21 protein-coding genes are annotated in these 24719 nt (G+C 55.5%); 10 read left to right on the top strand and 11 right to left on the bottom strand.

Translation table 11 applies throughout. The features are described from left to right. Positions 1-9: 9 nt before the first annotated feature. Genes HNR65_RS00650 through HNR65_RS00670 form a run of 5 tightly spaced genes read right to left on the bottom strand, consistent with a single transcriptional unit; the run spans position 10 to position 2899 of the window. The gene (locus HNR65_RS00650; protein WP_181549518.1) at positions 10-204 is read right to left on the bottom strand and encodes a CooT family nickel-binding protein; all 195 of its coding nucleotides are present in this window, start codon (positions 202-204) and stop codon (positions 10-12) included. Positions 205-223: 19 nt separating this feature from the next. Then, entirely contained in the window at positions 224-649 is a 426-nt protein-coding gene (locus HNR65_RS00655) for a DUF3842 family protein (protein ID WP_181549519.1), read from the bottom strand. Position 650: 1 nt separating this feature from the next. Then, positions 651-1178: an NYN domain-containing protein gene (locus tag HNR65_RS00660; protein WP_181549520.1), complete on the bottom strand. Its 528-nt coding sequence runs from the start codon at positions 1176-1178 to the stop codon at positions 651-653. Between the two features lie 3 nt (positions 1179-1181). Next, positions 1182-2072 carry a ParB/RepB/Spo0J family partition protein gene (locus HNR65_RS00665; protein WP_181549521.1) on the bottom strand — a complete coding sequence of 297 codons (891 nt, stop codon included), beginning with the start codon at positions 2070-2072 and terminating at the stop codon, positions 1182-1184. Positions 2073-2098: 26 nt separating this feature from the next. Further along, the gene (locus HNR65_RS00670; RefSeq protein ID WP_181549522.1) at positions 2099-2899 is read right to left on the bottom strand and encodes a ParA family protein; all 801 of its coding nucleotides are present in this window, start codon (positions 2897-2899) and stop codon (positions 2099-2101) included. Between the two features lie 226 nt (positions 2900-3125). On the opposite strand from HNR65_RS00670, the gene HNR65_RS00675 reads away from it, so the two are divergent. Then, positions 3126-4631 carry a M48 family metalloprotease gene (locus HNR65_RS00675; RefSeq protein WP_181549523.1) on the top strand — a complete coding sequence of 502 codons (1506 nt, stop codon included), beginning with the start codon at positions 3126-3128 and terminating at the stop codon, positions 4629-4631. On the opposite strand, the gene fusA is transcribed toward HNR65_RS00675, so the two are convergent. Next, positions 4597-6621 (bottom strand): elongation factor G, encoded by a 2025-nt coding sequence (gene fusA / locus HNR65_RS00680; protein ID WP_181549524.1) that lies wholly within the window; start codon positions 6619-6621, stop codon positions 4597-4599. The genes HNR65_RS00675 and fusA overlap by 35 nt on opposite strands. Continuing rightward, entirely contained in the window at positions 6618-7157 is a 540-nt protein-coding gene (locus HNR65_RS00685) for a GerMN domain-containing protein (RefSeq protein ID WP_181549525.1), read from the bottom strand. Before HNR65_RS00685 ends, fusA begins: the two co-directional genes overlap by 4 nt. A 304-nt stretch (positions 7158-7461) precedes the next feature. On the opposite strand from HNR65_RS00685, the gene HNR65_RS00690 reads away from it, so the two are divergent. Further along, positions 7462-8769, top strand: a complete 1308-nt coding sequence (locus HNR65_RS00690) for a (Fe-S)-binding protein (RefSeq protein ID WP_181549526.1) — start codon at positions 7462-7464, stop codon at positions 8767-8769. A gap of 536 nt (positions 8770-9305) precedes the next feature. Here HNR65_RS00690 and thrS read toward each other — a convergent pair. Continuing rightward, on the bottom strand, positions 9306-11228 hold the full coding sequence (gene thrS / locus HNR65_RS00695) for a threonine--tRNA ligase (RefSeq protein ID WP_181549527.1): 1923 nt from the start codon (positions 11226-11228) through the stop codon (positions 9306-9308). A 146-nt stretch (positions 11229-11374) separates the two neighbouring features. Here thrS and HNR65_RS00700 point away from each other — a divergent pair, with 146 nt between their 5' ends. The 3 genes from HNR65_RS00700 to nifA are packed head-to-tail and all read left to right on the top strand — an operon-like array spanning position 11375 to position 14698. Continuing rightward, the gene (locus tag HNR65_RS00700; protein ID WP_181549528.1) at positions 11375-12502 is read left to right on the top strand and encodes a ribonuclease D; all 1128 of its coding nucleotides are present in this window, start codon (positions 11375-11377) and stop codon (positions 12500-12502) included. A 6-nt stretch (positions 12503-12508) separates the two neighbouring features. Beyond that, the gene (locus HNR65_RS00705; RefSeq protein WP_181549529.1) at positions 12509-13117 is read left to right on the top strand and encodes an alpha/beta hydrolase; all 609 of its coding nucleotides are present in this window, start codon (positions 12509-12511) and stop codon (positions 13115-13117) included. Between the two features lie 57 nt (positions 13118-13174). Then, positions 13175-14698: a nif-specific transcriptional activator NifA gene (gene nifA, locus HNR65_RS00710; protein ID WP_181549530.1), complete on the top strand. Its 1524-nt coding sequence runs from the start codon at positions 13175-13177 to the stop codon at positions 14696-14698. A 4-nt stretch (positions 14699-14702) separates the two neighbouring features. On the opposite strand, the gene HNR65_RS00715 is transcribed toward nifA, so the two are convergent. Further along, positions 14703-15041, bottom strand: coding sequence for a P-II family nitrogen regulator (locus HNR65_RS00715; protein ID WP_181549531.1), 339 nt, complete (start codon positions 15039-15041; stop codon positions 14703-14705). 222 nt (positions 15042-15263) lie between these two features. Between HNR65_RS00715 and HNR65_RS00720 the strand changes: the two genes are divergently transcribed. Next, complete coding sequence (locus HNR65_RS00720) at positions 15264-15752, top strand: PilZ domain-containing protein (RefSeq protein ID WP_181549532.1); 489 nt, start codon at positions 15264-15266, stop codon at positions 15750-15752. Positions 15753-15767: 15 nt separating this feature from the next. Here the strand turns inward: HNR65_RS00720 and glnE are convergent, their stop codons facing one another. Together glnE and HNR65_RS00730 are read right to left on the bottom strand one after the other, a co-directional pair. Next, positions 15768-18626 carry a bifunctional [glutamate--ammonia ligase]-adenylyl-L-tyrosine phosphorylase/[glutamate--ammonia-ligase] adenylyltransferase gene (gene glnE / locus HNR65_RS00725; protein WP_181549533.1) on the bottom strand — a complete coding sequence of 953 codons (2859 nt, stop codon included), beginning with the start codon at positions 18624-18626 and terminating at the stop codon, positions 15768-15770. A gap of 44 nt (positions 18627-18670) precedes the next feature. Beyond that, a complete protein-coding gene (locus tag HNR65_RS00730; protein ID WP_181549534.1) occupies positions 18671-19219 on the bottom strand; it encodes a deaminase in 549 nt (182 codons plus the stop codon). 685 nt (positions 19220-19904) lie between these two features. Here HNR65_RS00730 and HNR65_RS00735 point away from each other — a divergent pair. From HNR65_RS00735 to HNR65_RS00750, 4 genes are all read left to right on the top strand, one after another. Further along, positions 19905-21704 (top strand): hydantoinase/oxoprolinase family protein, encoded by a 1800-nt coding sequence (locus HNR65_RS00735; protein ID WP_332308993.1) that lies wholly within the window; start codon positions 19905-19907, stop codon positions 21702-21704. Beyond that, positions 21698-23014, top strand: a complete 1317-nt coding sequence (locus HNR65_RS00740; protein WP_181549535.1) for a histone deacetylase family protein — start codon at positions 21698-21700, stop codon at positions 23012-23014. Before HNR65_RS00735 ends, HNR65_RS00740 begins: the two co-directional genes overlap by 7 nt. A 15-nt stretch (positions 23015-23029) precedes the next feature. Beyond that, positions 23030-23950, top strand: a complete 921-nt coding sequence (gene epmA, locus HNR65_RS00745) for an EF-P lysine aminoacylase EpmA (protein ID WP_181549536.1) — start codon at positions 23030-23032, stop codon at positions 23948-23950. 146 nt (positions 23951-24096) lie between these two features. Beyond that, positions 24097-24711 (top strand): lytic transglycosylase domain-containing protein, encoded by a 615-nt coding sequence (locus tag HNR65_RS00750; protein ID WP_269750838.1) that lies wholly within the window; start codon positions 24097-24099, stop codon positions 24709-24711. Positions 24712-24719 lie beyond the last annotated feature (8 nt).

The following is a 24719-nucleotide window of genomic DNA, read 5'->3' on the forward strand; positions in this document are numbered from 1 at the left end:
GCACCGGATTCAGGATTCATCCTTTTTGAAAAACACCTTGTGATCCACCAGGGAAAGGGAATGGATGGCCGCCCGGACGAATTTCTGCTCCCCGAAAATATTGACCAGCTTAAACCCTCCGTCTTCAGGTTCGATGGTATCCACGGCCTCCATGATCAGTTCCGGTTCCTGATCTTTTATCAGATATGCATTGGCTTCGCACATTTTTCAATATACTCCTGTTTCAGTTAAATTCGTCCAACCAGGGCTGCAGATGCTCGGCAATAAGCACATCCAGCAAATGGGGCAGGGGCATGCTGGATGCGCCCACCACCGCCACGTTTTCCTGGGAAAGGGGCACCAGCATCTTTCGTGCAGGGCTGGATGCAACGGCCCCGGCGATTTCCGGTGTTACCTCGCCCATCATGGCATTGGCCATGACAATGCCCAGGGGCCCGATAAGCACATCCATGCGGGCCACTGTCTGCACAATGGCATTTTCTCCGGATGCGCCACGATTGGCCCGGGCCTTGAGCATCTGGGCGGTGGCAATGGCGTTGGTACCAAGGGCCACAATCTCGAGGTCCTCTTCAAACAACGTCCGCAGCCGCTTGATGATGGCCGCCCCAATGCCGCCTCCCTGGCCGTCTATGACACAAATGGTTTTCATTCTATAATTTTTTCACCTTTCGAAGCTGCCGGCGGCGGCTTTTGGGCAGGCGCCTGGCCGGCCCTTTTTTCCGGGTGGTCGGCACCCAGCCCTGCCGGTCCCCGTCTTCCTCGCCGGTCCCCTTGACTTCCATCAGCTTTGCCATTTCCATTTTTTCCTCAAATTCGCCCGGATCCACGGGCACTGCATCTTTTGCAGCCACTTTGGCCGCCAGTTCCCGATCCGCAGTAACCACCATGGCCTTTTGCGCATCGCGGCGGGCCATATTTTCGATCACCGAATCCGCCGTCTGCCCGTGCCGTGAAAACCGGATCCGTATTCCTTTTTCAGCAGACCTGGCCTCAAAAGGCTCATTGTTTTGGCCGCCGTCAAATACCACGGTAATCTTGTACCCCTTGATCCGCTTATAAGCGGCCAGTTCATCAATCAGGGCCCGGCGCCCGAGTTCGAGGCTTTTATCTTCAGCGCGGCGCAATCGGTCAGACCTGCGGATCAGGTTATAACCGTCTATGATCAGATGCAGGGCCATGATCTAGTCGGTTTTGAGCAAAGCCAGAAGGCGGTCCAGATCATTGTCATCATAGAACTCGATCTCCACCCGGCCTTTCTTGCCCTGTCGCTTGATTTTTACCCGGGTGCCGAACCTGCGCCCCAGGTCCTCTTCAAGACCGGCAAAATGAATTTCCTCGCTGGACGCCGCAGGCTGCGGTTGATCACTGCTCTGGGTATTTAAACGGCCAACCAGTTTTTCGGTTTCCCGGACGGAAAGCTTGCGCGAAACCACCGTCCGGCAGGCGGTTTGCTGCAAAGACGCATTGTTCGCGCCCAGAAGGGCCCGTGCATGACCCATGCTCAGATCCCCTGTGCGCACATGCTCCTTGACCGTATCGGCCAACTGGTTCAACCGCAGAAAATTGGCCACTGCCGAGCGGCTTTTTCCCACCTGTCCGGCCACCTGTTCCTGGGTTAAACCAAACTCATCAAGCAGCCGTTGATAGGCTTCGGCTTCATCCATGGCATTGAGATCGGCCCGCTGGATGTTTTCAATAATGGACAGGGCCAGCAGCTGCTGATCACCAATGCCCCGAACCAGCACCGGCACGGTAAACAGGCCTGCCATCTTGGCTGCCCGAAGCCGGCGTTCGCCGGCGATGAGTTCATAGCCGTTTTTGGCTTCCCGAACTAGCAGAGGCTGAAGCACGCCATGGATTTTGACGGATTCGGCCAGTTCAGCCATTTCTTCCCGGGGAAACTGTCTGCGGGGCTGAAAGGGATTGGGACAGATCCGATTGATATCACATGGAAAATAATCCGGCTGTTGATTCTGGTCCCCGATTTCAATATCCGGAAACAGCGCATCCAGGCCTTTTCCAAGGCCGCGCTTGCGTTTCTTATCGGTTGCGCCGGCATCATCGGCTTTCATGGTCCCCCCCTTTTCATGAGCATTTTTCAGCTGGCGGTCTTTTGCAGTCCCGGGGCTCCGGGTGCATTGTGCTTCCGGAGCATCTCCCTTGCCAGAGCACTGTAGCTCACCGCCCCCGGCGAGGCCGGGTCATAGGAAAGAATGGGTTTGCCGTAGCTGGGAGCCTCGGCCAGGCGCACGGCCCTGGGAATCCGCGTATCATAGACCATGTCTTTGAAATATTTTTCCGCATCCTCGGCCACCTGCCCGGAAAGATTGGTCCGCTTATCAAAAAGGGTCAACAGGATCCCCTCGATTTTCAAAGACGGGTTCATTCGCTGCTTGATCCGCTTGACCGTCTGCAAAAGCTGGCCAAGGCCCTCCAATGCGTAAAACTCGCTCTGCAGGGGAATCAGCACCCCGTGAGCGGCTGTCATGGCGTTAACGGTCAGCAGACTCAGGGAAGGCGGACAATCCAGCAGGATATAATCATATGCCTGACTGCACGGGGAAAGCAACTGCTGAAGCAAACGCTCCCGTGAGGCATCGCCTAACATTTCCACCTCAAAACCGATTAGCTCCACCCGGGAGGGCATCAGCCAGAGCCGGGGCACACCGCTTTCAACAATGATGTCTTCGGCATCAGCATGGCCGATCAAACCGTGATACAGGGTCTTTTCCAGTCCACTTTTGTCAATTCCCAGGCCAGTGGTGGCATTGGCCTGGGGATCACAGTCCACAAGAAGAGTGGTTTTGCCGGCATGGGCCAGGGCGGCGGCCAGATTGATGGCAGTGGTGGTTTTGCCCACCCCTCCCTTTTGATTTGCAATGCAGATCATATGTGCCATAATAAAACCTCTGTACCATAAAAATAATTGTTTGCAAATTCAAGAATGATGGCGCGGTAAAAAGTCCAATATCTGCGTTACGCGCGATTCCTCGGAATTTCACGTACGCATAACTACGCTGCATTCTTCGGCAATCGCGCAAGCCTTGATCTTGAACTTTTTCCGGCGCCATCTGAAAACTTACTTTTTACGAAACCATCAAGAATACATGTCCGGAGAACCAGTCGTGAAACGAATCGAGCAAGCCATCGCCTTATTGCTGACATTATGCCTGCTGCTGTGGCCCGCAGGGGCCACAGCCGATGCCATGACCGTCAAGGAGGAAAAGGAACTGGCGGAAGAATTCCTTGAAACGATCCACAAGCATTACCTTGTAATCGATGATTTTATCATCCACGAGTATATCAATGACCTGGGTGGGCGCATTCTCGAAAACCTGCCGCCCCAGCCCTTTGACTACAAGTTCCATGTGATCAGCCAGGACACAGTCAATGCATTTGCCGGCCCGGCCGGAAATATCTTTATATTTTCCGGGCTGTTTGAAACCATGGACACCGAAAGTGAACTGGCCGGAATCGTGGCCCATGAAATCGCCCATGTCTCGGCCCGGCACATATCCGACATGATTGAAAAATCCAAAAAAAGCCAGATCCTGTCCATGGCCGGAATGATTGCCGGCATCCTCGTTGGCCTGGGCGGGGCTTCGGCGGTGGGCAGTGCCCTTTCCATGGGTTCGCTGGCCGCCGGCCAGAGCATGATTCTGGCCTATACCCGGGAAAACGAACTGGAAGCCGATTTTCTGGGTCGCCGGTATCTGCTCGAAGCCGATTATGACCTCTACGGACTCCGGGACGCCCTGCGCAAAATCCGTGATCGGGAATGGTATGGAGAAGAGCAGGTCCCCACTTATCTCAAAACCCATCCCGCTACCCGTCAGCGGCTGACCAACCTGGAAAACATGCTGATGCACCACCCGGAGAAAAAACCCTCTGACAGCTTTGCATTCCAGCGCACCCGCGCCCGGCTCAAAGCCCTTTACGGCCAGTCCGGCCGTGCGGTCAACCACTTCCGCCAGCAGCTTGAAAAGGATCCTGAAGATCAGGCCGCCCTATACGGCCTGGCCCTGGCGCTGGCCGAAAGCGGCCAGCCCGAATCCGCCCTGGAGGCCATAAAAGAAACAATCGCCCGGCGGCCGGATGATCCTTTCATGGCCATTGACCTGGGAAGAATCTATTTTCTTTCCGGAAAACATGAAAAAGCCATCCAAACCCTTTCCGGCATTGATAACATTTCCCGCTACGGGCCTGACGGGCTGTTTTACCTGGGCCGCAGCCACATGAGCCAGGGCGATTTTGATAAAGCCATTGCCGTCTTCAAGGAAACCAACCGGAATTTTCCGGATCATGAACGCACACTTTACTTTCTGGGCAATTGCTACGGGGAACAAAACCGTCTGGATCAGGCCCATTATTACCTGGGCCGTTATTACCGGAAAACCGGGGATGCGGAGAATGCACGATTCCATTTTAACCGGGCCCTGGACAAAACCGGAAGCGAAACCCTTGCGGAAAAAATTCACAAGGAACTGGCAGAAACAAAAAAAATGCCGGAAAAAGCGGAAGCCTCAGAGGAAAACAGCCCTTACCGGGATTTTTACTTTTCCGGGCAGGCCGGCGCCGGCGTATTTGAAACCCGGCCTACATCCGGTCAAAATGGGAAAATTTCATGGTAAAGGTACCTCTGCCCTGGGAGGCCGAACGCAGGGCCGTGGTATAACCAAACATCTTTGAAAGGGGGGCGATGGCGGTGATGATCTGGTTGTCGCCCTTTGCGGCAATGGATTCGATCTTGCCTCCCCGGGAATTTAAGTCCCCGATCACCTCGCCCATAAACGATTCCGGTACGTAGACTTCCACGTTCATAATGGGTTCGAGCAGGTAAGGATCAGCTGCGGCAAACATTTCCCGGCAGGCCATGGAAGCGGCAACGGAATAGGCCAAAGAAGATCCCAGTGATTCGCGAAACGCCCCGCCGGTGATGACAACTTCTATATCCACCACCGGATACCCCATCAGTTCTCCGTATTCCATGGCTTCTCGAGCGCCCTTTTCAACCGCCGGGATAAACTGGGCCGGAATGAGCTCCTCTGAGACCTCTGCGGCAAAACTCACCCCGCTGCCGCGGGAAAGGGGCCGGGCCATGAGGGCCACTTCGGCAAAATGCCGCTGGCCGGCTACCTCCCGGTCAAACGCCCCGTGGCCGGAGGCTTGCTTTGCAATGGTTTCCCGGTAGACCACCTGGGGTTTGCCCACATTGACGTTTGTTTTGTACTCACGCCGCATCCGGCTGATAATCACATCCAGATGCAGTTCGCCCATGCCGGACAAAAGGGTCTGGCCCGTATCCTCGTCCTGTTTCACATGCAGGGTGGGATCTTCGGCCATTAGCTTTTCAAGTACCTGGGGCAGTTTTTCCTGATCATCATGGGTTTTGGGCTCAATGGAAATGGAGATCACCGGCTTGGTGAATTTCATTTGTTCCAGCAGCACCGGATTGTTCTTGTCGCAGAGCGTCTCACCGGTGGAGGAATCCTTTAGCCCCACCACACCCACAATGGCACCCGGGCCGGCCTCGTCTAAGCGCTCGCGCTTGTTGGCATGCATCTTTAAAATCCGGGAAATTTTTTCCGATTTCTGCCGGATGGAATTGTAGATCTCTGCGCCGGCCTTAATGCTGCCGGAATAAACCCGCACATAAGACAGCTTTCGGCCCTCAATCATGGAAACCTTGAAAATAAGGGCTACAGTGGGCCCCTTGGGCTTTGCCTCAAAGGCAACTTTTTCCCCGGTGTCGGGCATTGTGCCCTGAATGGGCGGAGCCTCCAGGGGACTGGGCAGGTAGTTGACCACCGCATCGAGCAATGGCTGGATTCCCTTGTTTTTCAAAGCCGATCCGCAGAGCACCGGCACCAGCTGCAGACCGATGGTAGCCTTCCGGATGGCGGCAACCAGGTGTTCAACCGATATATCGGCTTCTTCCAGGTAAGCCTCCATGATGGCATCGTCGGTTTCAGCCACGGTCTCGATGAGTTTTTCCCGGTATTGTTGGGCTGTTTCCAGCAGATCCGGGTCGATTTCGCCTGTGACAAACGGCATTTCCGGCCCGCCGGCCTCCCAGACCATCTGACGCATGTGCAATAAATCAATAACACCACGGAACCCGTCCTCGCTGCCCACGGGAAGTTGAAGCACAAGGGGCCGGGCATGCAGGCGTTGTTTCATCATCTCGATAGTGCGAAAATAATCCGCCCCCACCCGGTCCATCTTATTGACAAAGGCGATTTTGGGCACCAGATAATCGTCAGCCTGATGCCACACGGTTTCAGATTGGGGTTCCACGCCGCCCACGGCGCAAAACACGCCAACCGCCCCGTCGAGCACGCGCAATGAGCGCTCCACCTCAATGGTGAAATCCACATGCCCCGGGGTGTCAATAATCTGAATGTCGCATTTGTCCCACTGGCAGGTGGTCACCGCTGAGGTAATGGTGATGCCCCGCTCCTGTTCATCGGGCATCCAATCCATCACGGCTTCGCCGTCGTGGACTTCGCCGATTTTGTGGGACCGGCCCGTGTAAAACAGCACCCGCTCGGTGACCGTGGTTTTGCCGGCATCAATGTGGGCGATAATGCCGATATTTCTTATTTGTCCGATTTTTTTCATCTCACCAGCAACATCTGCGCGTTTAGCGGCAAACGGATATCCACGTGCCCGGCCAGGGTTTGGACCGGACTGCCCTCAATCAGGATCTGGACGGCCTGGATGCCGTTGGAGTTCAGTATTAGTGTATTAACAATGCTATAGACGCTCAGCAATTCGCTGCGCACACCTTTTGTGTGCAGGTCCGCGGCTTCTGCGGACAAATCCACATAAGCCACGCCTGCAGTACCGGCATACACCCCCCGCACATCGGTTTGCGCCGACAAAGGAGCCTCAAGCCTGGTTTTCGGCCCGCTGATGAGTTCTTCTACAATGCGGGTATAAAATTGGCCCGGATCCTTGCGCTCATTGGAAAAATCAATATTGCGGGGTTCGCCTGCAAGATATCCGGCCTCCGGATCAACAAAATATAAAAATATTTCGCCCTCCGGATGCCGCTCTGAGGCCGTGTTACGGGCGCCGGCAGCGGCCCCGGCAAAAACAAACCAAAAAACCAGGCACAAACACGGCAACTGCCGGCACCATCGGTTCAATCCCATTTCACCCCCCTTTAAAAGCGCATATCATAAGCCACAGATGCATCCATGTCAATGTGAGAAAGCCGGATTTCCATTACCGGATGCAACCCTGCGATTGTGCTTGACTTTAGTGGGTTGTTTGTGGCAGGAAAAAATTTCGTTTCATTTTTGCAACCCAAGGCTTTTGTTTTGGGTTGCAAATGATTATCTTCAATTGAAATCAACCTTCAACTGCCGGCGTACGGCATGTCATATCATCATCAATCAATGCCCGGGCCGGCCGGCAAAAGCCGCACCCGCACGGGGCATCAACGGAGGCTATTGTATGGGAGAACCAGCAATCAAGCTTGGCACAAAACGCTCAAGCAATTTTATCGACAAAGTCAAGGACCTGCTGCCCGAAGGCGGCAACCTGGATCTGTGTCTGACCTGCGGCGCATGCGCCTCTGGATGTCCGGCAACGGGCATCGGCGGCATGGATGCACGCAAGTTTCTACGCATGGCAGCTCTTGGAATGGATGAAGAGATCCAGCAGACTCCCTGGGTCTGGCACTGCACCATGTGCCAGCGCTGCATCTATGTTTGCCCTATGCAGATCAACATCCCGCAGCTGGTGTTTTACGCCCGGCAGAGCTGGCCCCGGGACCAGCGGCCAAAAGGAATTCTTGGCTCCTGCGACATGGCCCTGCGAAATGACACCTGCAGTGCCATGGGCGCCACAGAGGAGGATTTTGAATTCGTGGTTGAAGACGTGCTCGAGGAATACCGGGAAGCCCAGCCCGAATTCAAAGACATGGAAGCGCCGGTAAACAAGCAGGGCGCCTATTACTTTCTCAATCAGAATTCCCGCGAGCCCGTAACCGAACCCGATGAAATGGTGCCCCTGTGGAAGATCCTGCACCTGGTGGGCGCAGACTGGACCTATGGCACCAAGGGCTGGGCGGCTGAGAACTACTGCATGTTCATGGCCGATGACGAGGCGTGGAAACATATTGTGGAGGTCAAGGCCAAAGCTGTGGAGGACCTTGGCTGCAAAGTCTGGCTCAACACCGAATGAGGGCACGAACTTTTCGCAGTCCGGGCCGGACTGAACAAATTCAACATTCCCCACAACTTTGAGATCCAGAGCATCATCCAGCTCTACGCCCGGTGGATCCGGGAGGGCAAGCTCAAAGTGACCCCCGACTGGAACAAGGACCTGGGGGTCAAATTCACGGTTCAGGACCCGTGTCAGCTGGTGCGCAAGTCCTTTGGCGACCCGGTGGCCGAAGACCTGCGCTACGTGGTCAAAAGCGTGGTGGGCGAGAAAAACTTCATCGACATGAGCCCCAACCGTTCCAACAACTACTGCTGCGGCGGCGGCGGCGGATTTCTGCAGTCCGGGTATCCCGAGGAACGCCGCAAGTACGGCGAGGCAAAAGCCAACCAGATCCTGGCCACCGGAGCGGGCTACTGCATCACCCCGTGCCACAACTGCCACGCCCAGGTCCATGATTTAAGCGAAATCCGGGAACATCCCTGGCAGACAGTTCACCTGTGGACCCTGATCTGCCTTTCTCTGGGCGTTCTCGGGGAAAATGAACGGGAATATCTTGGAGAGGATCTGAAAAACGTGGCCATGTACGGCGCGTAAAAACCAAAAAAATATCAGCACAAATATCAAACCGGGAGTTTTTTTCAAATAAAGGCTCCCGGTTTGCTGTTTTTAAATCTTGTGCAAGCCTTGATCTTCAACTTCCAAGCAACTTCAAAAAAGTTGCTGTTAGTGCTATGTTCTATAATTTTCGCATGATGCCGGCCCGGTGGCGGTTTGCTCCCTGCTGATCGCCTGCGCGCTCAATGCGACTCGCAAACCACCCCCGGGCCGGCATCATGGCCGACGCTGGGCAAAGTTTCACCAAGGGGGTCCGAAGCAACACATTCAAGCCTTAAAAACGTTGTTTTCATGCCCGGTCACGTGGGTTGGCCCGACAGGAACACTTCCAAGGAAGCCCAAGGGCGGGGTCGGCTTTTGAAGCGACATTGAGCGTTTTTGCATTAAGATTTCAAACTGTTTGAGCAAGGCAGGGCGGATTTGTAAATTTTAGGCAAAGGCATTTGATCAATCCGCAAAAACGGTCAGGAGCGAAAAAACCGGCGCCGCACCCGGACTTTCTTCCTGCAAAAATTCTACAGGCCCGACAGCAGTTCCTCCATGTCCAGCCTGCGCCGGGCGACATTGTCGCAAACCGCTGAAATAAAACCATCCACCGGCGCGCCGTGATGCACGGCCCCGTCCAATGTGCGTACCGCCAGGGTGCCCGCGCTTTTTTCCTTGTCGCCAACAGTGAGGATCAGGGGAATTTTGGCCAGCTGCGCTTCCCGGACCTTTTTATTGAGGCTTTCGGTCCGGTGATCCACATATGCCCGGAGGCCTGCGGCAAAAAGCCGCTGGCAGATCTCTTTGGCAAACGGGGCAAGGGTGTCATTGATCGGCAGAACCACTGCCTGGACCGGGGCCAGCCACAGGGGAAACTTTCCGGCAAAATGCTCGATCAAAATTCCCAGAAACCGCTCAATTGATCCGAAAACAACCCGGTGGATCATCACAGGCCGGTGTTTTTCATTGTCCCGGCCCACATAGGCCAGATCAAAGCGCTCGGGCAAAGACATATCCAGCTGGATGGTGCCGCACTGCCAGGTCCGGCCGATGGCGTCCTTGATATGGATATCGATCTTGGGCCCGTAAAAGGCACCGTCGCCCTCATTGATCTTATAATCAGCCCCGTATGCATCCAGCGCGGCGGTCAGTCCGCCGGTGGCCTGCTCCCATTGGGCATCGGTGCCAATGGATTTTTCCGGCCGGGTGGAAAGCTCCAGGTGAAAGCCGAGTCCAAAGGTGGCATACATGCGCCGGACCAGTTGTAAAATCCCGAGAATTTCCGGCTCGATCATCTCCGGGGTCATGAAAATGTGGGCATCATCCTGGTGAAAGGCCCGCACCCGGAACAGGCCGGAGAGCACGCCGGAGAGCTCGTGGCGGTGCACCAGGCCGATTTCTGCGGACCGGATGGGCAGATCCCGGTAGGAATGGCGCTTTTGTTTGAACAACAGCATGCCCCCGGGACAATTCATGGGCTTGATGGCAGACTCTGTTTCATCCACCACCAGGGTATACATGTTTTCCCGGTAATTTTCCCAGTGCCCGCTTTGCTCCCACAGGCTCCGGTGAAGGATAATCGGGGTCTTGGTTTCCACGTATCCGGCTGCCCGGTGCTCCCGGCGCCAGTAATCGAGCAGCGCATTCCACAGCTCCATGCCGTTTGCGTGAAAAAAAGGCATTCCAGGAGCCTCTTCGTGGAAGGAAAACAGGTCCAAGGCTGCGCCGATTTTGCGGTGATCCCGTTTTCTGGCCTCTTCAAGAAACGTCAAGTACTGCTTTAAATCCTTTTTGTCAAAAAACGCGGTTCCATAAATCCGCTGGAGCTGCGGGCGGTCAGAATCTCCCCGCCAGTAGGCCCCGGATACCCGCAGCAGTTTAAAGGCTTTGACAAATCCGGTATGCGGAAGATGCGGCCCCCGGCACAGATCCGTGAACTCGCCCTGAACGTAAAAGGAAATGGTGCCGTCTTCCAACTCGCAGATCAGCTCGCGCTTATAGGGCTCATGGCGGTAGTGCTCAATGGCCTGGTCCCGGGTGACCTCCTGCCGGCGAACCGGAAGCTTTTCCTTGACGATCTGTTTCATCTCAGCTTCGATTTTGGGGAAATCCTCTTCTGAGATGGGCTCCATGTCAAAATCATAATAAAACCCGTCTTCCACCACAGGGCCGATGGTGGGCTGGGCATCCGGGTAAAGCCGGAGCACGGCCTGGGCCATGATGTGAGCGGCTGTGTGCCGGAGGATATCCAAGGCTTCCGGATCCTTTGGCGTGATAAAGCGGATGCCGGCATCTTCTTGCAACTGACTGTAAATATCCATGAGCCGGCCGTTTGCTTCCATGGCCACGCAATTTCTGGCAAATCCTTCGGAAATGCTTGCAGCCACTGTATATCCGTCCACGGGTGGTTCAAACTGCCGCTGTGTTTTATCCGGAAATGTGATATTGATCATTGACTCTGTCCATTTGGTCATTCATATAGGGGATGGAACTTCGGGATCACGCGCGTTAAGGCCCTATGTAATGAATCTGCAAAACAGGGTCAAGGAAAAAGTCAGCACACGGAAAGGATCGGCAAGTCCGTACATTGCAGTTCAAAATGGAATCTTCACCGGTTACATATATTAATACAGCAGACCGGATATCCGCCCTGGCCGGGCGACTGGCATCAGAGCCGGCTGTGGCCGTGGACCTGGAAGCCGACAGCATGCATCATTTCGAGGAAAAGGTCTGCTTAATCCAGATGGGCACCCCGGGTGCCTGCTATATTATCGATCCCCTGGCGGTCAGGGACCTTTCAGCCATGGCCCCCTTGTTTGCCGATCCCGGCATTGTCAAGGTTTTTCACGGGGCCGATTATGACATGCGATGCCTGTACCGGGACTTCGGCATAAGCGTGGCAAACCTGTTTGACACCGAGCTGGCTGCCCGGTTTCTGGGCTACGGGGCCACCAGCCTGGAAGCGGTGCTGGCCCGTCATTTTAATGTGGAACTGGACAAGAAATTCCAGAAAAAGGACTGGTCCGTGCGGCCCCTGCCCGATGAAATGATCGCCTATGCCGCAAATGACGTGCGTTACCTGGTCACCCTGTACCAGGAAATGAAAGCCGAGCTCAAAAACCGGGGCCGGATGGAATGGGTGCGCCAGCATTGCGAAGAAATCGCCGGGGTGCGGCCGGAAACCCCGGATGCCGACACCCCGCTTTTTGTCCGGATCAAGGGCGCCGGCCGCCTGGACCCCAAAAGCCTGGCCGTGCTTGAAGCCCTGCTGGCTTTCCGGATGGAACTCGCCCGGAAAAAAGACCGCCCTGCTTTTAAAATCCTGGGCAATCAGACCCTTCTTTCCCTGGCCCGGGAGAAACCCAAAAACAGCGCTCAGCTCACAAAAAGCGGCCTGCTGAGCCGCAAACAGATCCAGATGTACGGCACCGCCATTTTGCAGGCGATTGATTCCGCCATGGCACTTTCCCCGGAGCAGTGGCCCAGGTACCCGAAGCAGAAGTCAAAGCCTGTTTCTGCAGCCGTGACCCGCCGGATCAAACAGCTAAAGCAGTGGCGGCAGCAAAAAGCCGAAGCCCTGGAAATTGATCCGTACCTGATTGTCAACAAAAACGCCCTGAAACAAATCGCCGAAGATCAGCCCCGCACTTTGCAGGACCTGGATGCCATTGCAGATCTCAAGCCGTGGCAAAAGGATATGTTCGGCCATGAGTGGATTCGGATGTGAGCGAACATGGAACAAAAAATCTTTTTTCCGGCCTCAGATGGAATTGAGTTGGAAGGCGCCCTTTTTCCCGGAAATGACAAGGCGGCCATTCTTGCCCACCCTCATCCGTTGTACGGCGGCAACATGGACAACCTGGTTATCTGCGAAATCGCTGCTGCATGCCGGGCCCGGGGCCTGACCACGCTTCGGTTCAACTTCCGCGGTGCAGGACAAAGCCGGGGCGCCTATGACCAGGGCGAGGGCGAGCAAAAAGACCTGATGGCCGCAGCCGATTATGTGCGGACCCGGGGCGCCCGCACAATCGATTTGATCGGATATTCCTTTGGCGCATGGGTGCTGGCCCATGCCAACACGGAAAAACTGCCGCCGGGCAGAATGCTCATGATTTCCATGCCTGCGGCCATGATGAATTTTGACGGACTTCGGCCATGTTCCCGGCTGAAACTGGCGATCACCGGCAGCGAGGATGAAATCGCACCTCCGGCACTGGTGGAAAAACTGCTGCCCCGGATCAACCCGGCGGCCGAACTGCGGGTGATTTCCGGAGCGGATCACTTCTTTTCCAGCGGTATGGCGGAGCTAAAAACCGCTGTATCGGATTTCATGAATGATTAACCGGTTCCTGCGCCATCAACAAAACACCCAAACCCCAAAAACCGCTGCATGCTGATCATGAAAAAAATTGATGAAATCACCCTGCTCTACGACATCAGCCAGTCCCTAAACCGCCATACGGACCTTAAAAAAGCCCTGTACACGGTTTTGGACATCCTTTCGGGCAACATGCACATGTCCCGGGGTATGATCACCATCCTAAACCCCTTAAGCGATGAAATCAGCATCGAGGTGGCCCACGGCATTTCCCGGTCCGCCATGCAGAAGGGCATCTATAAACTCGGAGAAGGGGTGACCGGCCAGGTGATTGAATCCGGCCGGCCGGTGAGCATCGCCAAAATCAGCGAATCCCCGGATTTTTTAAACCGCACCCAATCCAGAAGCGGGCCCGGCGCGCGGGAACTTTCCTTTATCTGCGTTCCCATTAAAAAAGAACAGCAGGTCATCGGCGCCCTGGGTGTGGATCTGCCCTATGATCCGGAATACCCCCTGGCAGAGGGGGAAAAAATCCTCACCGTGGTGGCGGCCATGATTGCCACCCAGGTCATTCATCTAGAGCGCATCCGCAGGGAAAAGGAAAAGCTGAAAGCCGAAAACGAACGGCTCCAGATGGAACTGGAAAAAAAATACCGGATCAAAAACATCGTGGGCAACAGCAACAAAATGCGCGAGGTCTACCAGATGATCTCCCAGGTGGCCAGAAGCAACGCCACCGTGCTCATCCGCGGAGAATCGGGTACCGGAAAGGAACTGGTGGCCAATGCCATCCACTACAACAGCAGCCGCTCCAGCCATCCCTTTGTGAAGGTCAACTGTGCCGCCCTGCCCGCCAACCTCATTGAAAGCGAACTGTTCGGCCATGAAAAAGGCGCCTTTACCGGGGCCATTCAGCAAAAGGCGGGCAAATTCGAACTGGCCCACAAGGGGACCCTGTTTCTCGATGAAATCGGATCCATTACCGGCGAGGTCCAGGCCAAGCTGCTGCGCGTGCTACAGGAACGGGAAATCGAACGGGTGGGGGGAAACAAGACCATCCGGGTGGACGTGCGCATTGTTGCGGCCACCAACAAAAACCTCGAAGAAGCCGTGGCTGAAGGCGATTTCCGAAGCGACCTGTATTACCGGATCAACGTGTTTCCCATCTACATGCCCCCGCTGCGGGAGAGAAAAACCGATATCCTGGCCCTGGCCGATTTTTTCCTGGACAAATACACCCGGGAAAACGCAAAGGAGATTGTCCGCTTTTCCACCCCGGCCATTGACATGCTCATGGCCTACCACTGGCCCGGCAACGTCCGGGAACTGGAAAACTGTATCGAGCGGGCCGTACTGCTTTGCGAAGGAAAGGTGATCCACGGCTATCATCTGCCGCCCACACTGCAGACCGGCAAGGAGTCGGGCACGCTTCCGTCCCAGACCATGGAGGAAGCCGTGGAAAAACTGGAAATGGAAATGATTGTGGATGCCCTAAAACATACCCGGGGCAACATGAGCCAGGCCGCCCAAACCCTGGGCACCACCCTGCGTAAAATCTCTTACAAGGTGCACAAATACGGCATAAATCCCCGTCAATACCATTAGCGGGCTAAAGGGCGTTTCTGCCGCGCTCTCCGGTGCGGATACGAACAGCTTCCTCCATTGAGAATACAAATATCTTGCCATCACCGATTTTGCCGGTATAGGCGGATTTTTGAACGGTCTCGATGACCTGCTCGGCCATGTCTTCATCCACTGCAATTTCAATCCTGAGCTTGGGAACAAAGTCCACGGCGTATTCCGCACCCCTGTAGACTTCCTTGTGCCCTTTCTGACGACCATAGCCCTTGACCTCGGATACGGTCATGCCCTGAATGCCCATGTCGGTGAGGGCTTCCTTGACATCATCGAGTTTAAAAGGCTTTATAATTACTTCAATTTTTTTCATTTTCATCTCCCATTGGCTGAAGCCCCGAATATTGCGACCTCGGGCCCCTGCTGTCTGCAAAAAACCAAACCCTGAATAATCCCAAAGCCTTATTTTGGCTTGACAAAGTTCTTTTATTTAATATATGAATCATTACAAGTCAATGCCTACCATGAAAATCCGGCAAAAATAAACCCGTTTCAGGAGAAAATCCATGGGGCTACAGCAACGGGGATACCAGATGTGATCGTCAAAAGCTTTATTGCCAGCGACAACACCGCAGCCATTACCTGCCCGGAATGCCAGAAAACCATTATCAAGGATGTGTCGAGATACGCCGAAGCCGACAACATGATCAAGCTCAAGGCCAAATGCTCCTGCGGCCATTCCTTTACGGTGTTTCTCGAAAGAAGAAGACAGTACCGCAAATCCACGCAACTGCGGGGCACATATCTCTATGCCCCTGCCCACAGTGCCTCCAAAAGCGCCCAGCACTGGGGCAGCATGGTTGTCACCGATATTTCCAGAACCGGTATCCGCATGAAATTAAACGTCCAGCCCCGCTTCCAGGTCGGGGAGCGAATCACGGTGGAATTCCGGCTCGATGATGCCAACAACTCCCTGATCAAGCGGGAGGTGATTGTTCAGCATATCAAGGGCCTGGACGTGGGGGCCACTTACGCCAGAGCCCATTCCTACGACAATATCATCGGGTTTTACCTGCTCAGATAACCCTTGATTTTCTGTTTACTGCCCAAAGACTTTCCGCCATATACGCACAACCCTTCTGCGCAATTCGGCAAACCGATTTTCCGGCAGCACCGCCTTTTTTTCCTGGAGATTCATGCGATGGACAAAATAGCGGTAAATCAAATAAGCCTGTTTTAAGGCATGGGCGTCGAGATCGGCAATAATGCGGCAAAGGGCCAGGGCATTTAACTGGCGCACCACATCGGTCCACTGACCCAGTTGTTCGTGCCGGCTGCCATGGCACAGAATCAAAAACTGGACCAAAAACTCGATATCCACGATTCCGCCGGGATCCTGCTTTAAGTCAAACAAGCCATTGTGTGAAAATTCACGGGCACTGCGCATCCGTTCCCGCATTTCCAGCACCGCCCCGGCCAGCTGTTCTGTATTGCGCCGGGCGGCAATCACCCGCGTGCGCACATCGGCAAAACGGCGGGCCACCTGGAAATCCCCGATAATCGGCCGGGCCTTGATCAGGGCCTGATGCTCCCAGGTCCAGGCGTGTCTGGACTGATATTCCTCAAAGGCGTCCATATGGCTGACAAGAATCCCGGCATTGCCCGAGGGACGCAGCCGCATGTCGATTTCATAAAGCTTTCCCGTGGACGTGGGCGCAGACAGAAAATGGATGATTCGCTGGCCCAGCCGGCCGAAAAACTCACTGTTGTCAATGGGCCGCAGCCGGCCGCCCGTGGTCTGCCCGGGTTGGGCGGTGTGCAGAAAAACCAGATCCAGATCCGAGCGGTATCCCAGTTCATATCCGCCCAGCTTGCCGTAGGCGATCACTGCAAATCCTGTATTGCCCGGATCACCGTCAATCGCCAAAGGTTTACCGTAGCGTTCCACCATCTGGTGCCAGGTCAGATCCAGGGCGGCATCCAGTATGGTTTCAGCCAGATAGGTCAGCCGGTCTGAAACCTGCATCAGGGGCAGATGACCGGTCACGTCGGCTGCCACGATGCGAAACATGTTGACCTGCTTGAAAACCCGGATGGCATCCATCTGTAACTCCGGGTCATCCCCGCCGGATTTTTCCAGGCGCTGCCGCAGATCCCCGGCCAGAGCAGCCCGGTCCAGAGGAGCATACATGGAACGCACATCCAGCAGCTCATCGAGAAGCAGGGGGTGCTGGCTTAAAAAAGACACAATCCAGGGGCTGATGCGCGCCAGCCGGACAAGGTGTTCAAGAGCCCCCGGGTTTTCAAGAAGCAGGGAGATATAGCAGCTTCGGTTCAAAATCGCATCCAGCAGGGTCATGATCCGCTTTAACACCAGCAGGGGACGGTCGGTTTCCGCCACCGCCCCCAGGACCCGGGGCATCAGCCGGTTGATCCGGGCCGTGGCAATATGACCGTCCTCACCATATCCGGTTTTGTCCCGGAACTCACCCAGCAGACGAAGAACCGTATCAGGCTCCTCAAAGCCCGCCGCCTCCAGGTTCTGCCTGTTCTGATCGGTTTGTCCGGGTGTCAGCCAGACACTGCCGAGTCCTGTTTCGCTTTGGGCTTCGGCTTCCGTGCTTTCCTGGCCCAGCAGCTGATTGAAATGAAAATGCACCCGGGACATGTGCGCGTCCAGGGCCCGGATAAAGTCTTTTTCGCTGTCAAATCCCATGCTCAGCGCAAGTCGGGTGCGGGCGCGCGGATCTGCGGGCAGGCTGTGGGTCTGCATGTCCTCATACATCTGAAGGCGATTTTCAGTGTTTCGCAAAAACACGTAGGCAGAGGTCAGTTCCTCGTATACCTTGCCCGTGATACCCCTGTCCTTTCTCATCACCTGCAGGACCTTTAAAATGCTTCGCTCCTGGTAAGCCGGGTCAATGCCGCCCCGGATGAGCTGGAAGACCTGGCCGAAAAACTCAATTTCCCGTATGCCGCCGTAGCCGTGCTTGATATTGTCGGCAAGCCCCTTGCGGACCACTTCCCGCACAATTTTCTGCTTCATCTCCCGAATGGACTCAAATGTTCCGTAATCCAGGTACCGACGGAACACAAAGGGCCGGAGCCGGTCGAAAAAGGCCTCTCCCCGCTGTTTGTCCCCGGCTATCAGGCGGGCCTTGACAAGTGCGTAGCGTTCCCACTCCCGGCCAAACATCTGGTAGTAATTTTCCATGGAATCAAAGCTCATGACCAGGGGCCCGGAATCGCCATAGGGCCGCAGGCGGGTGTCGACCCGGAAGACAAACCCCTCGGGAGTGGATTTACCGATCACATCAATGAGCCGGCGCACAAGGCGGGTGAAAAACTCCTCATTTGAAATCGACTTTTCTTCTGATCGGGTATGTCCGGCCTCGGGAAAAGCAAACATCAGATCAATGTCAGAGGAAAAATTCAGCTCCCTCCCGCCGAGCTTTCCCATGGCAAAGACCACCATCTGCTGGGCATTGCCGCCTGCGTCCTCGGGCTGGCCGTATTTGCTGCACAACAAGGGATACAGGAAATCCAGCCCCTGTTGAACACAGGCATCTGCAAGGGCGGACAACTCGGCCATGGTTTCAAACAGATCCGCCCGGCCGGTCAAATCCCGCCATGCAATACGCACCATTTCCCGGTGCCGAAGCCGCCGCAACGCCACGGCCAGACCGTCCTCATCAGCGGCCTGGCCGGCTGCCCGGGCCACGTATTGCTGGTACTGATCCGTGGGATAAAGCCTTTCCAGATCCCCGCTTTCCAAAAGTTCGCGGATCATCCCCGGGTTGCGCAGACACTGCCGGGCCGCGTATTCGCTGAAGGCAAACACCCGGCAGAGATCGTCCTCATCCACCATGTAAAAAAGCGATTGACGGCCTGCGCTCTCGACCGCCTTGCTGCAGTCTGACACCTTTTGCCGGGCCGCAGCCTTCAGGTCATCGGGCATCGATATCCTGGTTATTGGCGAAGTGTGAGGCATAAAAGTCCGTTTCACTCCCGGGGAAACAGGGATGGCCGTCCTCCGGGCTTCTGGGCCAGGGTATAGGCCGCCAGCATGGAGTGACACAAATAGGTGTTTTCCGGATCGGAAAAAAACCGGGAAAACAGATCCAGGCTCTGCCGGCGCATCATGTTGGACACCACCCGGACTCCGGCGTCTCTGTAAAGGGGCGGCAGATTATCGATTTTGCAGGCCGTGCCCCCGCCCATGACATCCTCATAGGCATAAACGATTCTGCCGATGCCCGCGATCAGAATTGCGGCAAAACACATCAGGCAGGGCTCCAGGGTGGCGTAAATGCTCAACTGCCGGGGATCGCCCGTATACGGCAATTCATAGAATTGTTTTAATGTATTGATCTCCGCATGATCAATCTCACTGGGTCTCTGTTGGCGGCTGCGGCTGCGCCCCCCGCCGGCAATCACCCCGCCGGGCCCGGCAATCACGCATCCCACGGGAAACTCCCCGGCATCCAGGGCCTGCTGCGCCTGGTCCAGAGCCGCCTGCATATAGATTTCATCGGCTTTCTGATGATTCATGCACGTGTTTTCACCTCTTTTTTATCCGGACAAAATAAGTTTCTTCAAGCAGTGGCATTTTTACACGAAAAATGCAAATTGTAAACGCTGGCCCGCCTGTCTTCGTCGCATGAGCCCGTGAGCCGGCAGGGCCCTGTATGACAGGCACTCGGGCCGGGCAGTTTTAAGGCTCGCTGCACTGCGGCCGGCAAAAGACAAAAGCTTATCGAATTCACAGGCCAAGTAATGGTGCCGGCCGCGGACGCTTCGCTTCGCCAAAAACTGCTTGCCGGCCCAACGTGCAATGTGTCATACAGGGCCCTGCCGGCTCACGGGCTCACGGAAAAACCCTCAGAGGAAGCCCAACAACGGAACCAGCTTTTGATATGATATTGAGCATTTAATGAATCCGTAAGAGGCTCAGGAGCGAAAAAACTGACCCCGGACGCAGGGCTTCCTTCCTGACAAACACCGGTCGAGGTAAAAGCTTTCAACAGAGAAGGCTTACAAACTTAACAAGCGCTGGCCATGATGCGGGCCGGTGGGCTGTTTGCGAGTCGCATTGAGTGCGCAAGCAATCAGCAGGGAGCAAACCGCCCCCGGCCGCATCATGCGAAAACCCCTAAAAGACAGCCGGTAAGCCCCTTCACAAAGCAAACCAAAATCCGCCGCCGCTGCCCGGGGCCCGATGATTCGGTTGACAACGATGATCATATCGGTTAGCAATGTTAGAGACACGCATTGTCCGGCCAGACGCCGGATACGCCGAAACGATCCCATAGACCAGGGGCAGACCATGATCATCGGATTAGATGTTGGCGGAACCCATACCGACGTTGTTCTTGTGGGCGAAAACGGCCTGGAAAGGCGGATCAAGGTGCCAACCGACACATCGGCGCTTTTTGATGCGGTCTTCTCCGGCCTGGAACACATCACCCGCGATATTGACATCAGCCAAATCTCCCACGCGGTTTTGAGCACCACCCTGACAACAAATGCCATTGTACAGGACAAACTTCCGGCCGTGGGTATCATCGTAACCTGCGGACCCGGCATTGACCCGGAATATTTCCGCACCTGCGAACACTACTATCGCGTGGCCGGAGCAATGGACCACAGCGGCAGGGAAATTGTCAAGCTCGATGAAAAGGCGGTGGAAGATGCAGCAGCCCGCATGCGGGACGCGGGCATCGAGTACGTGGGTGTGGTGGGCAAATTTTCCATCCGCAATCCGGCCCATGAAATCCGCATCCGGGAAATCATTTCCCCCATGTTTCAAAAGGTATTTCTCGGCCACAACGTCTCGGGCAATTTCAGCTTTCCCAGGCGCATCACCACAGCTTTTTTAAACGCATCTGTGTACCCGCTGCACAAACGCTTCTTTGAGGCCGTCCGGCAATCTCTGGACAAAAAAGGCATCCAGATACCCATCTATATCCTCAAGGCCGACGGCGGGACCATGGATTTTGAAACCTCCATTGATTTTCCCGGCCAGTCGATTCTCTCCGGACCGGCGGCAAGCGTAATGGGCTCCATCGGTTTTGCCACAGGTGACCAAGAGACCATCGTGCTCGATATCGGCGGCACAACCACGGACATGGCCGTACTCATCAACGGCGTGCCTGTGCTGGCGCCCTATGGGATCGAAATCGCTGAACACAAAACCCTGATCCGGGCCCTGCACTCCTATTCTGTGGGCCTGGGCGGTGACAGCACGGTGCGGGTGGAACACGGGCACCTGTTTATCGGACCGGACAGAACCGGTCCGGCCATGGCCTATGGCGGCCCGGAACCCACCCCCACAGACGCTCTTTTTGTCCTGGGCAAGGCCCAAAACGGCGACCGGGAAAAGGCGGAAAAAGGCATTGAGGCCATTGCACAGCTTCTGGGAATTTCCACTGCTGAAACCGCCCGGCGAATATTTGACCAGACCTGCCGGGAAATTCTGGATTCCGCCCGGCAAATGGTGAGCCTGATCAACAGCAGACCTGTTTACACGGTCCGCGAGGCCCTTCACGGCCACCGCATCAAACCCGCCCGGCTTCTGGTACTCGGCGGTCCGGCACCCATGTTTGCAGAAAATTTTACGGCTGTTTCTGATTACCAGGTCAGCGTGGTACCCCACTGGGACGTGGCCAACGCCGTGGGCACGGCCCTTTCGCGCACCACTTGCGAAGTAACCCTGTTTGCAGACACCTACAAGCTTGAGGCCTCGGCCCCTGAGGAAATGTTTGTCCAGGCGCTGAAGCCGGGTTTTACAATGGCCGATGCCAAGGAAATGGCCACGGAGCTGCTGGAGAAAAAAGCCCTCAGGGAAGGGGCCAGCTCAGGCGACCTTGTCACCGATGTCACCGAGGCGCTGGAATTTAACATGGTGCGCGATTTCCGGATGATCGGCAAAAACATCCGCATCAAGGTCCAGGTCCGGCCCGGACTCATTGGCCAGTATGAAAAGATCATCGCGCAAATCAAAAAACAATCCCGAAACGGAGAAAACCCATGCTAAAGGCCAAGACCCATACGGGCCTGGTTTTTTTCCCGGCATACGACTGGGCCATCAGCGCCACCCACCCGGAGCGCGAAGAGCGCCTTCTCTACACCCAGGACCAGATCTCCGAGGAGGGCCTGCTTGACGTGGAAGGCATTGACGAATTCAAAGCCGGTGTGGTGGATATCGAGGATGTACAGCGGGTTCATTTCTGCGTTCCCGACGCCAGAAGCGTTATGACCGAATCGCATTTCATCAGCGCCGGCGGTGCCAAAACCATCGGCAAGGCCAAAATGGACGGTCTTGTGGACCGCGGATTTGCCCTGGTCCGGCCCCCGGGGCACCATGCCATGCGCGTGGTCCATGGCGGAAGGGGCTTTTGCAACGTCAACAACGAAGCCATCATGATCGAATACCTCCGCCATGCCTATGGCATTGACCGGGTGGCCATCATTGACACGGACTGCCACCACGGCGACGGCACCCAGGACATTTACTGGCATGATCCGGACACATTGTTTATCTCCATGCACCAAGACGGCCGGACCCTGTTTCCGGGCACGGGCTTTAACAATGAAACCGGCGGTCCCACGGCTGCAGGCACAACCTTAAACATCCCGCTTCCGCCCTATACCTCGGAGGAAGGGTTTCTCACCGTTCTGGAAAAAGCCGTGCTGCCCATACTCCAGGAATTCAAGCCGGATCTGATCATCAATTCCGCCGGCCAGGACAATCATTTCACAGACCCGCTGACCAACATGAATTTTTCCGCCAAAGGGTACGCCGATCTCACCTCCCGGCTCAAACCCGACATTGCCGTGCTCGAAGGCGGATATTCCATCGAAAGCGCACTTCCCTACGTCAATGTCGGCCTCATTCTGGCCATGGCCGGCATGGATTACAGCCACGTGGTGGAACCCGAGTACTCGGCCGAACGTCTCCGCCAGGGCCCCAGCATCACCGCCACCATTGAAAGAACCTGCCAGCAGGTCATAGATACCTGGAACGACCGGCAAAACATCCGCATCCGCATGCAGGAAAATGTGATTTATGCCGAGCGCAATAATACCGTTTTTTACGACACGGACGGATTTTATGAAACCCAGCATGAAACCCTGCAGGTGTGCCGGCAGTGCAGCGGTGTTTTGAAAATCGACTCTTCCGTGGAAAGAAAAATGCGGGTGCTGGCTGTCCACATTCCCCGCAAGGCCTGTGAAAACTGCCGCAAAACCGGGTACCAGTGGTTTGAAAAAACCGACATGGGCTCCTATGACATGATTCTGCTCCAGGACCGGCCCGAAGACCAGTACCGGGTGCGAAAAAAATAGGACTGCCCGGCTGATATGACCGTGTTTCGTCAACAGGGGATCCGCCACTGCCTGCAGATCCGTCACCGGCTGTTAAATGCGGTGCGCGCCTTTTTCTGCCGCCACGATTTTCTGGAGGTGGAAACCCCGGTGCGCACCCCTGCACCTGCGCCCGAAGCCCACATCGAGGCCATTTCAGCTGACGGCGCCTTTCTGCAGACATCTCCTGAACTCTACATGAAACGCCTGCTGGCCGCCGGGTATCCCCGGATTTTTCAGATCTGCAGGACCTTCCGCGCAAAGGAGCGCGGAAGCCGGCACCTGCCGGAGTTCACCATGCTGGAATGGTATGCGGCCGATTTTACCTATCAGGAGATGATGAACCAGACCGAAAGCCTGATCTGCGAGACCTGTGAAAAGGTCCTGGGAACACGGCATCTCAGACGCCACGGCACGGCCATCCGCCTGGACCGGCCATGGCCGAAAATCACGGTTGAAAAGGCCTTTCAGCGCTTTGCCCACTCCACCATGAACGCGGCCCTGGCTGATCAGAGCTTTGACGAGCGCATGGCCATGGAAATTGAACCTGCTTTGGATCCCGCAAGACCCATATTTTTATATGATTACCCGGCGGAAAAGGCCGCTCTGGCCCGTCTCAGAAATGATAACCCGCATGTGGCCGAACGCTTTGAAGCCTATATCGGCGGACTGGAAATCTGCAACGGATTTTCCGAACTCATTGATCCTGATCAGCAGCGCCGGCGATTTGAGATGGAACTGAAGCGGCGTGAAAAACAGGGCCTTGACGCCCGCCCGATGCCCGAGGCCTTTCTTGCCGCCCTGGGCCGAATGCCGCCGGCCGCAGGCAATGCCTTAGGCATTGACCGGCTGGCCATGCTGCTTTCCAACGCTGAAACCATCGATGAAGTATCCGCCTTTGTGCCAGAAGAGGATTGAACCGGATTGTGGGCGCACCCACCTTTTACTTGACCCCGCATAGGGATTTCATGTATACAATATAACAAACATCGGGCGTAACTATCGGAAAAGCGGCCCTTTCGGCCAGCAGTACCCAAACGGTTTTTTTGCCATTGACACGGCCCATGACTGCCAGAACCCGGACCCTATCCGCAAATTTTTTTTGTTTTCTGACCGTCGGCCTTGCGTGCCTGGCCATTGCCTGCCTGACGCCAACCCCCGCCCGGGCGGAAATGTATATGTATATTGACGACAAAGGCGGATATCATTTCACGGATACCCCCAAATCCGCAGATTACATACCAACCCCGCATCTTGAAGCGCCCCGGCCGCCGGTGCAGTCAGGGATGCGGTATACTGAAATAATCAAAAGCATTGCAACTACTTACGGGGTGCGGCCGGAACTGGTGCAGGCCGTAATCCGGGTGGAGTCCGGATTCAACCCCACGGCGGTTTCCCGGGCCGGAGCACGGGGGCTGATGCAGATCATGCCGGTGCACATTCAAAAGCACCGGATCTCAGACCCTTTTGACCCCAGACAGAACATCACGGCCGGGACCCGCTATTTAAGCGATCTGCTCAAGCGCTACAACGGAAATTTGAATATGAGCCTGGCGGCCTACAACGCCGGACCCTCGAGGGTGGATCACTACAACGGCATCCCGCCTTACCCTGAGACCCGGCAGTACGTGCAAAAGGTGCTTTCCTGCTACAAGCAATACCGAAGAATGGAAAAATAAGCCAATTC

Origin of the sequence: Desulfosalsimonas propionicica, assembly GCF_013761005.1 — a bacterium.
Lineage (GTDB): Bacteria > Desulfobacterota > Desulfobacteria > Desulfobacterales > Desulfosalsimonadaceae > Desulfosalsimonas > Desulfosalsimonas propionicica.

Excerpts from the sequence above, each read along its gene's own strand:
- HNR65_RS00715 (WP_181549531.1), bottom strand. The coding sequence starts at position 15,041 with ATGAAAAAAATTGAAGTAATTATAAAGCCTTTTAAACTCGATGATGTC.
- HNR65_RS00660 (WP_181549520.1), bottom strand. The coding sequence starts at position 1,178 with ATGGCCCTGCATCTGATCATAGACGGTTATAACCTGATCCGCAGGTCT.
- epmA (WP_181549536.1), top strand. The coding sequence starts at position 23,030 with ATGACCGTGTTTCGTCAACAGGGGATCCGCCACTGCCTGCAGATCCGT.
- fusA (WP_181549524.1), bottom strand. The coding sequence starts at position 6,621 with ATGAAAAAAATCGGACAAATAAGAAATATCGGCATTATCGCCCACATT.
- HNR65_RS00655 (WP_181549519.1), bottom strand. The coding sequence starts at position 649 with ATGAAAACCATTTGTGTCATAGACGGCCAGGGAGGCGGCATTGGGGCG.
- HNR65_RS00740 (WP_181549535.1), top strand. The coding sequence starts at position 21,698 with ATGCTAAAGGCCAAGACCCATACGGGCCTGGTTTTTTTCCCGGCATAC.
- HNR65_RS00685 (WP_181549525.1), bottom strand. The coding sequence starts at position 7,157 with ATGGGATTGAACCGATGGTGCCGGCAGTTGCCGTGTTTGTGCCTGGTT.
- HNR65_RS00750 (WP_269750838.1), top strand. The coding sequence starts at position 24,097 with ATGACTGCCAGAACCCGGACCCTATCCGCAAATTTTTTTTGTTTTCTG.
- HNR65_RS00735 (WP_332308993.1), top strand. The coding sequence starts at position 19,905 with ATGATCATATCGGTTAGCAATGTTAGAGACACGCATTGTCCGGCCAGA.
- HNR65_RS00705 (WP_181549529.1), top strand. The coding sequence starts at position 12,509 with ATGGAACAAAAAATCTTTTTTCCGGCCTCAGATGGAATTGAGTTGGAA.
- nifA (WP_181549530.1), top strand. The coding sequence starts at position 13,175 with ATGAAAAAAATTGATGAAATCACCCTGCTCTACGACATCAGCCAGTCC.
- glnE (WP_181549533.1), bottom strand. The coding sequence starts at position 18,626 with ATGCCCGATGACCTGAAGGCTGCGGCCCGGCAAAAGGTGTCAGACTGC.
- thrS (WP_181549527.1), bottom strand. The coding sequence starts at position 11,228 with ATGATCAATATCACATTTCCGGATAAAACACAGCGGCAGTTTGAACCA.
- HNR65_RS00650 (WP_181549518.1), bottom strand. The coding sequence starts at position 204 with ATGTGCGAAGCCAATGCATATCTGATAAAAGATCAGGAACCGGAACTG.
- HNR65_RS00730 (WP_181549534.1), bottom strand. The coding sequence starts at position 19,219 with ATGAATCATCAGAAAGCCGATGAAATCTATATGCAGGCGGCTCTGGAC.
- HNR65_RS00700 (WP_181549528.1), top strand. The coding sequence starts at position 11,375 with ATGGAATCTTCACCGGTTACATATATTAATACAGCAGACCGGATATCC.
- HNR65_RS00670 (WP_181549522.1), bottom strand. The coding sequence starts at position 2,899 with ATGGCACATATGATCTGCATTGCAAATCAAAAGGGAGGGGTGGGCAAA.
- HNR65_RS00665 (WP_181549521.1), bottom strand. The coding sequence starts at position 2,072 with ATGAAAGCCGATGATGCCGGCGCAACCGATAAGAAACGCAAGCGCGGC.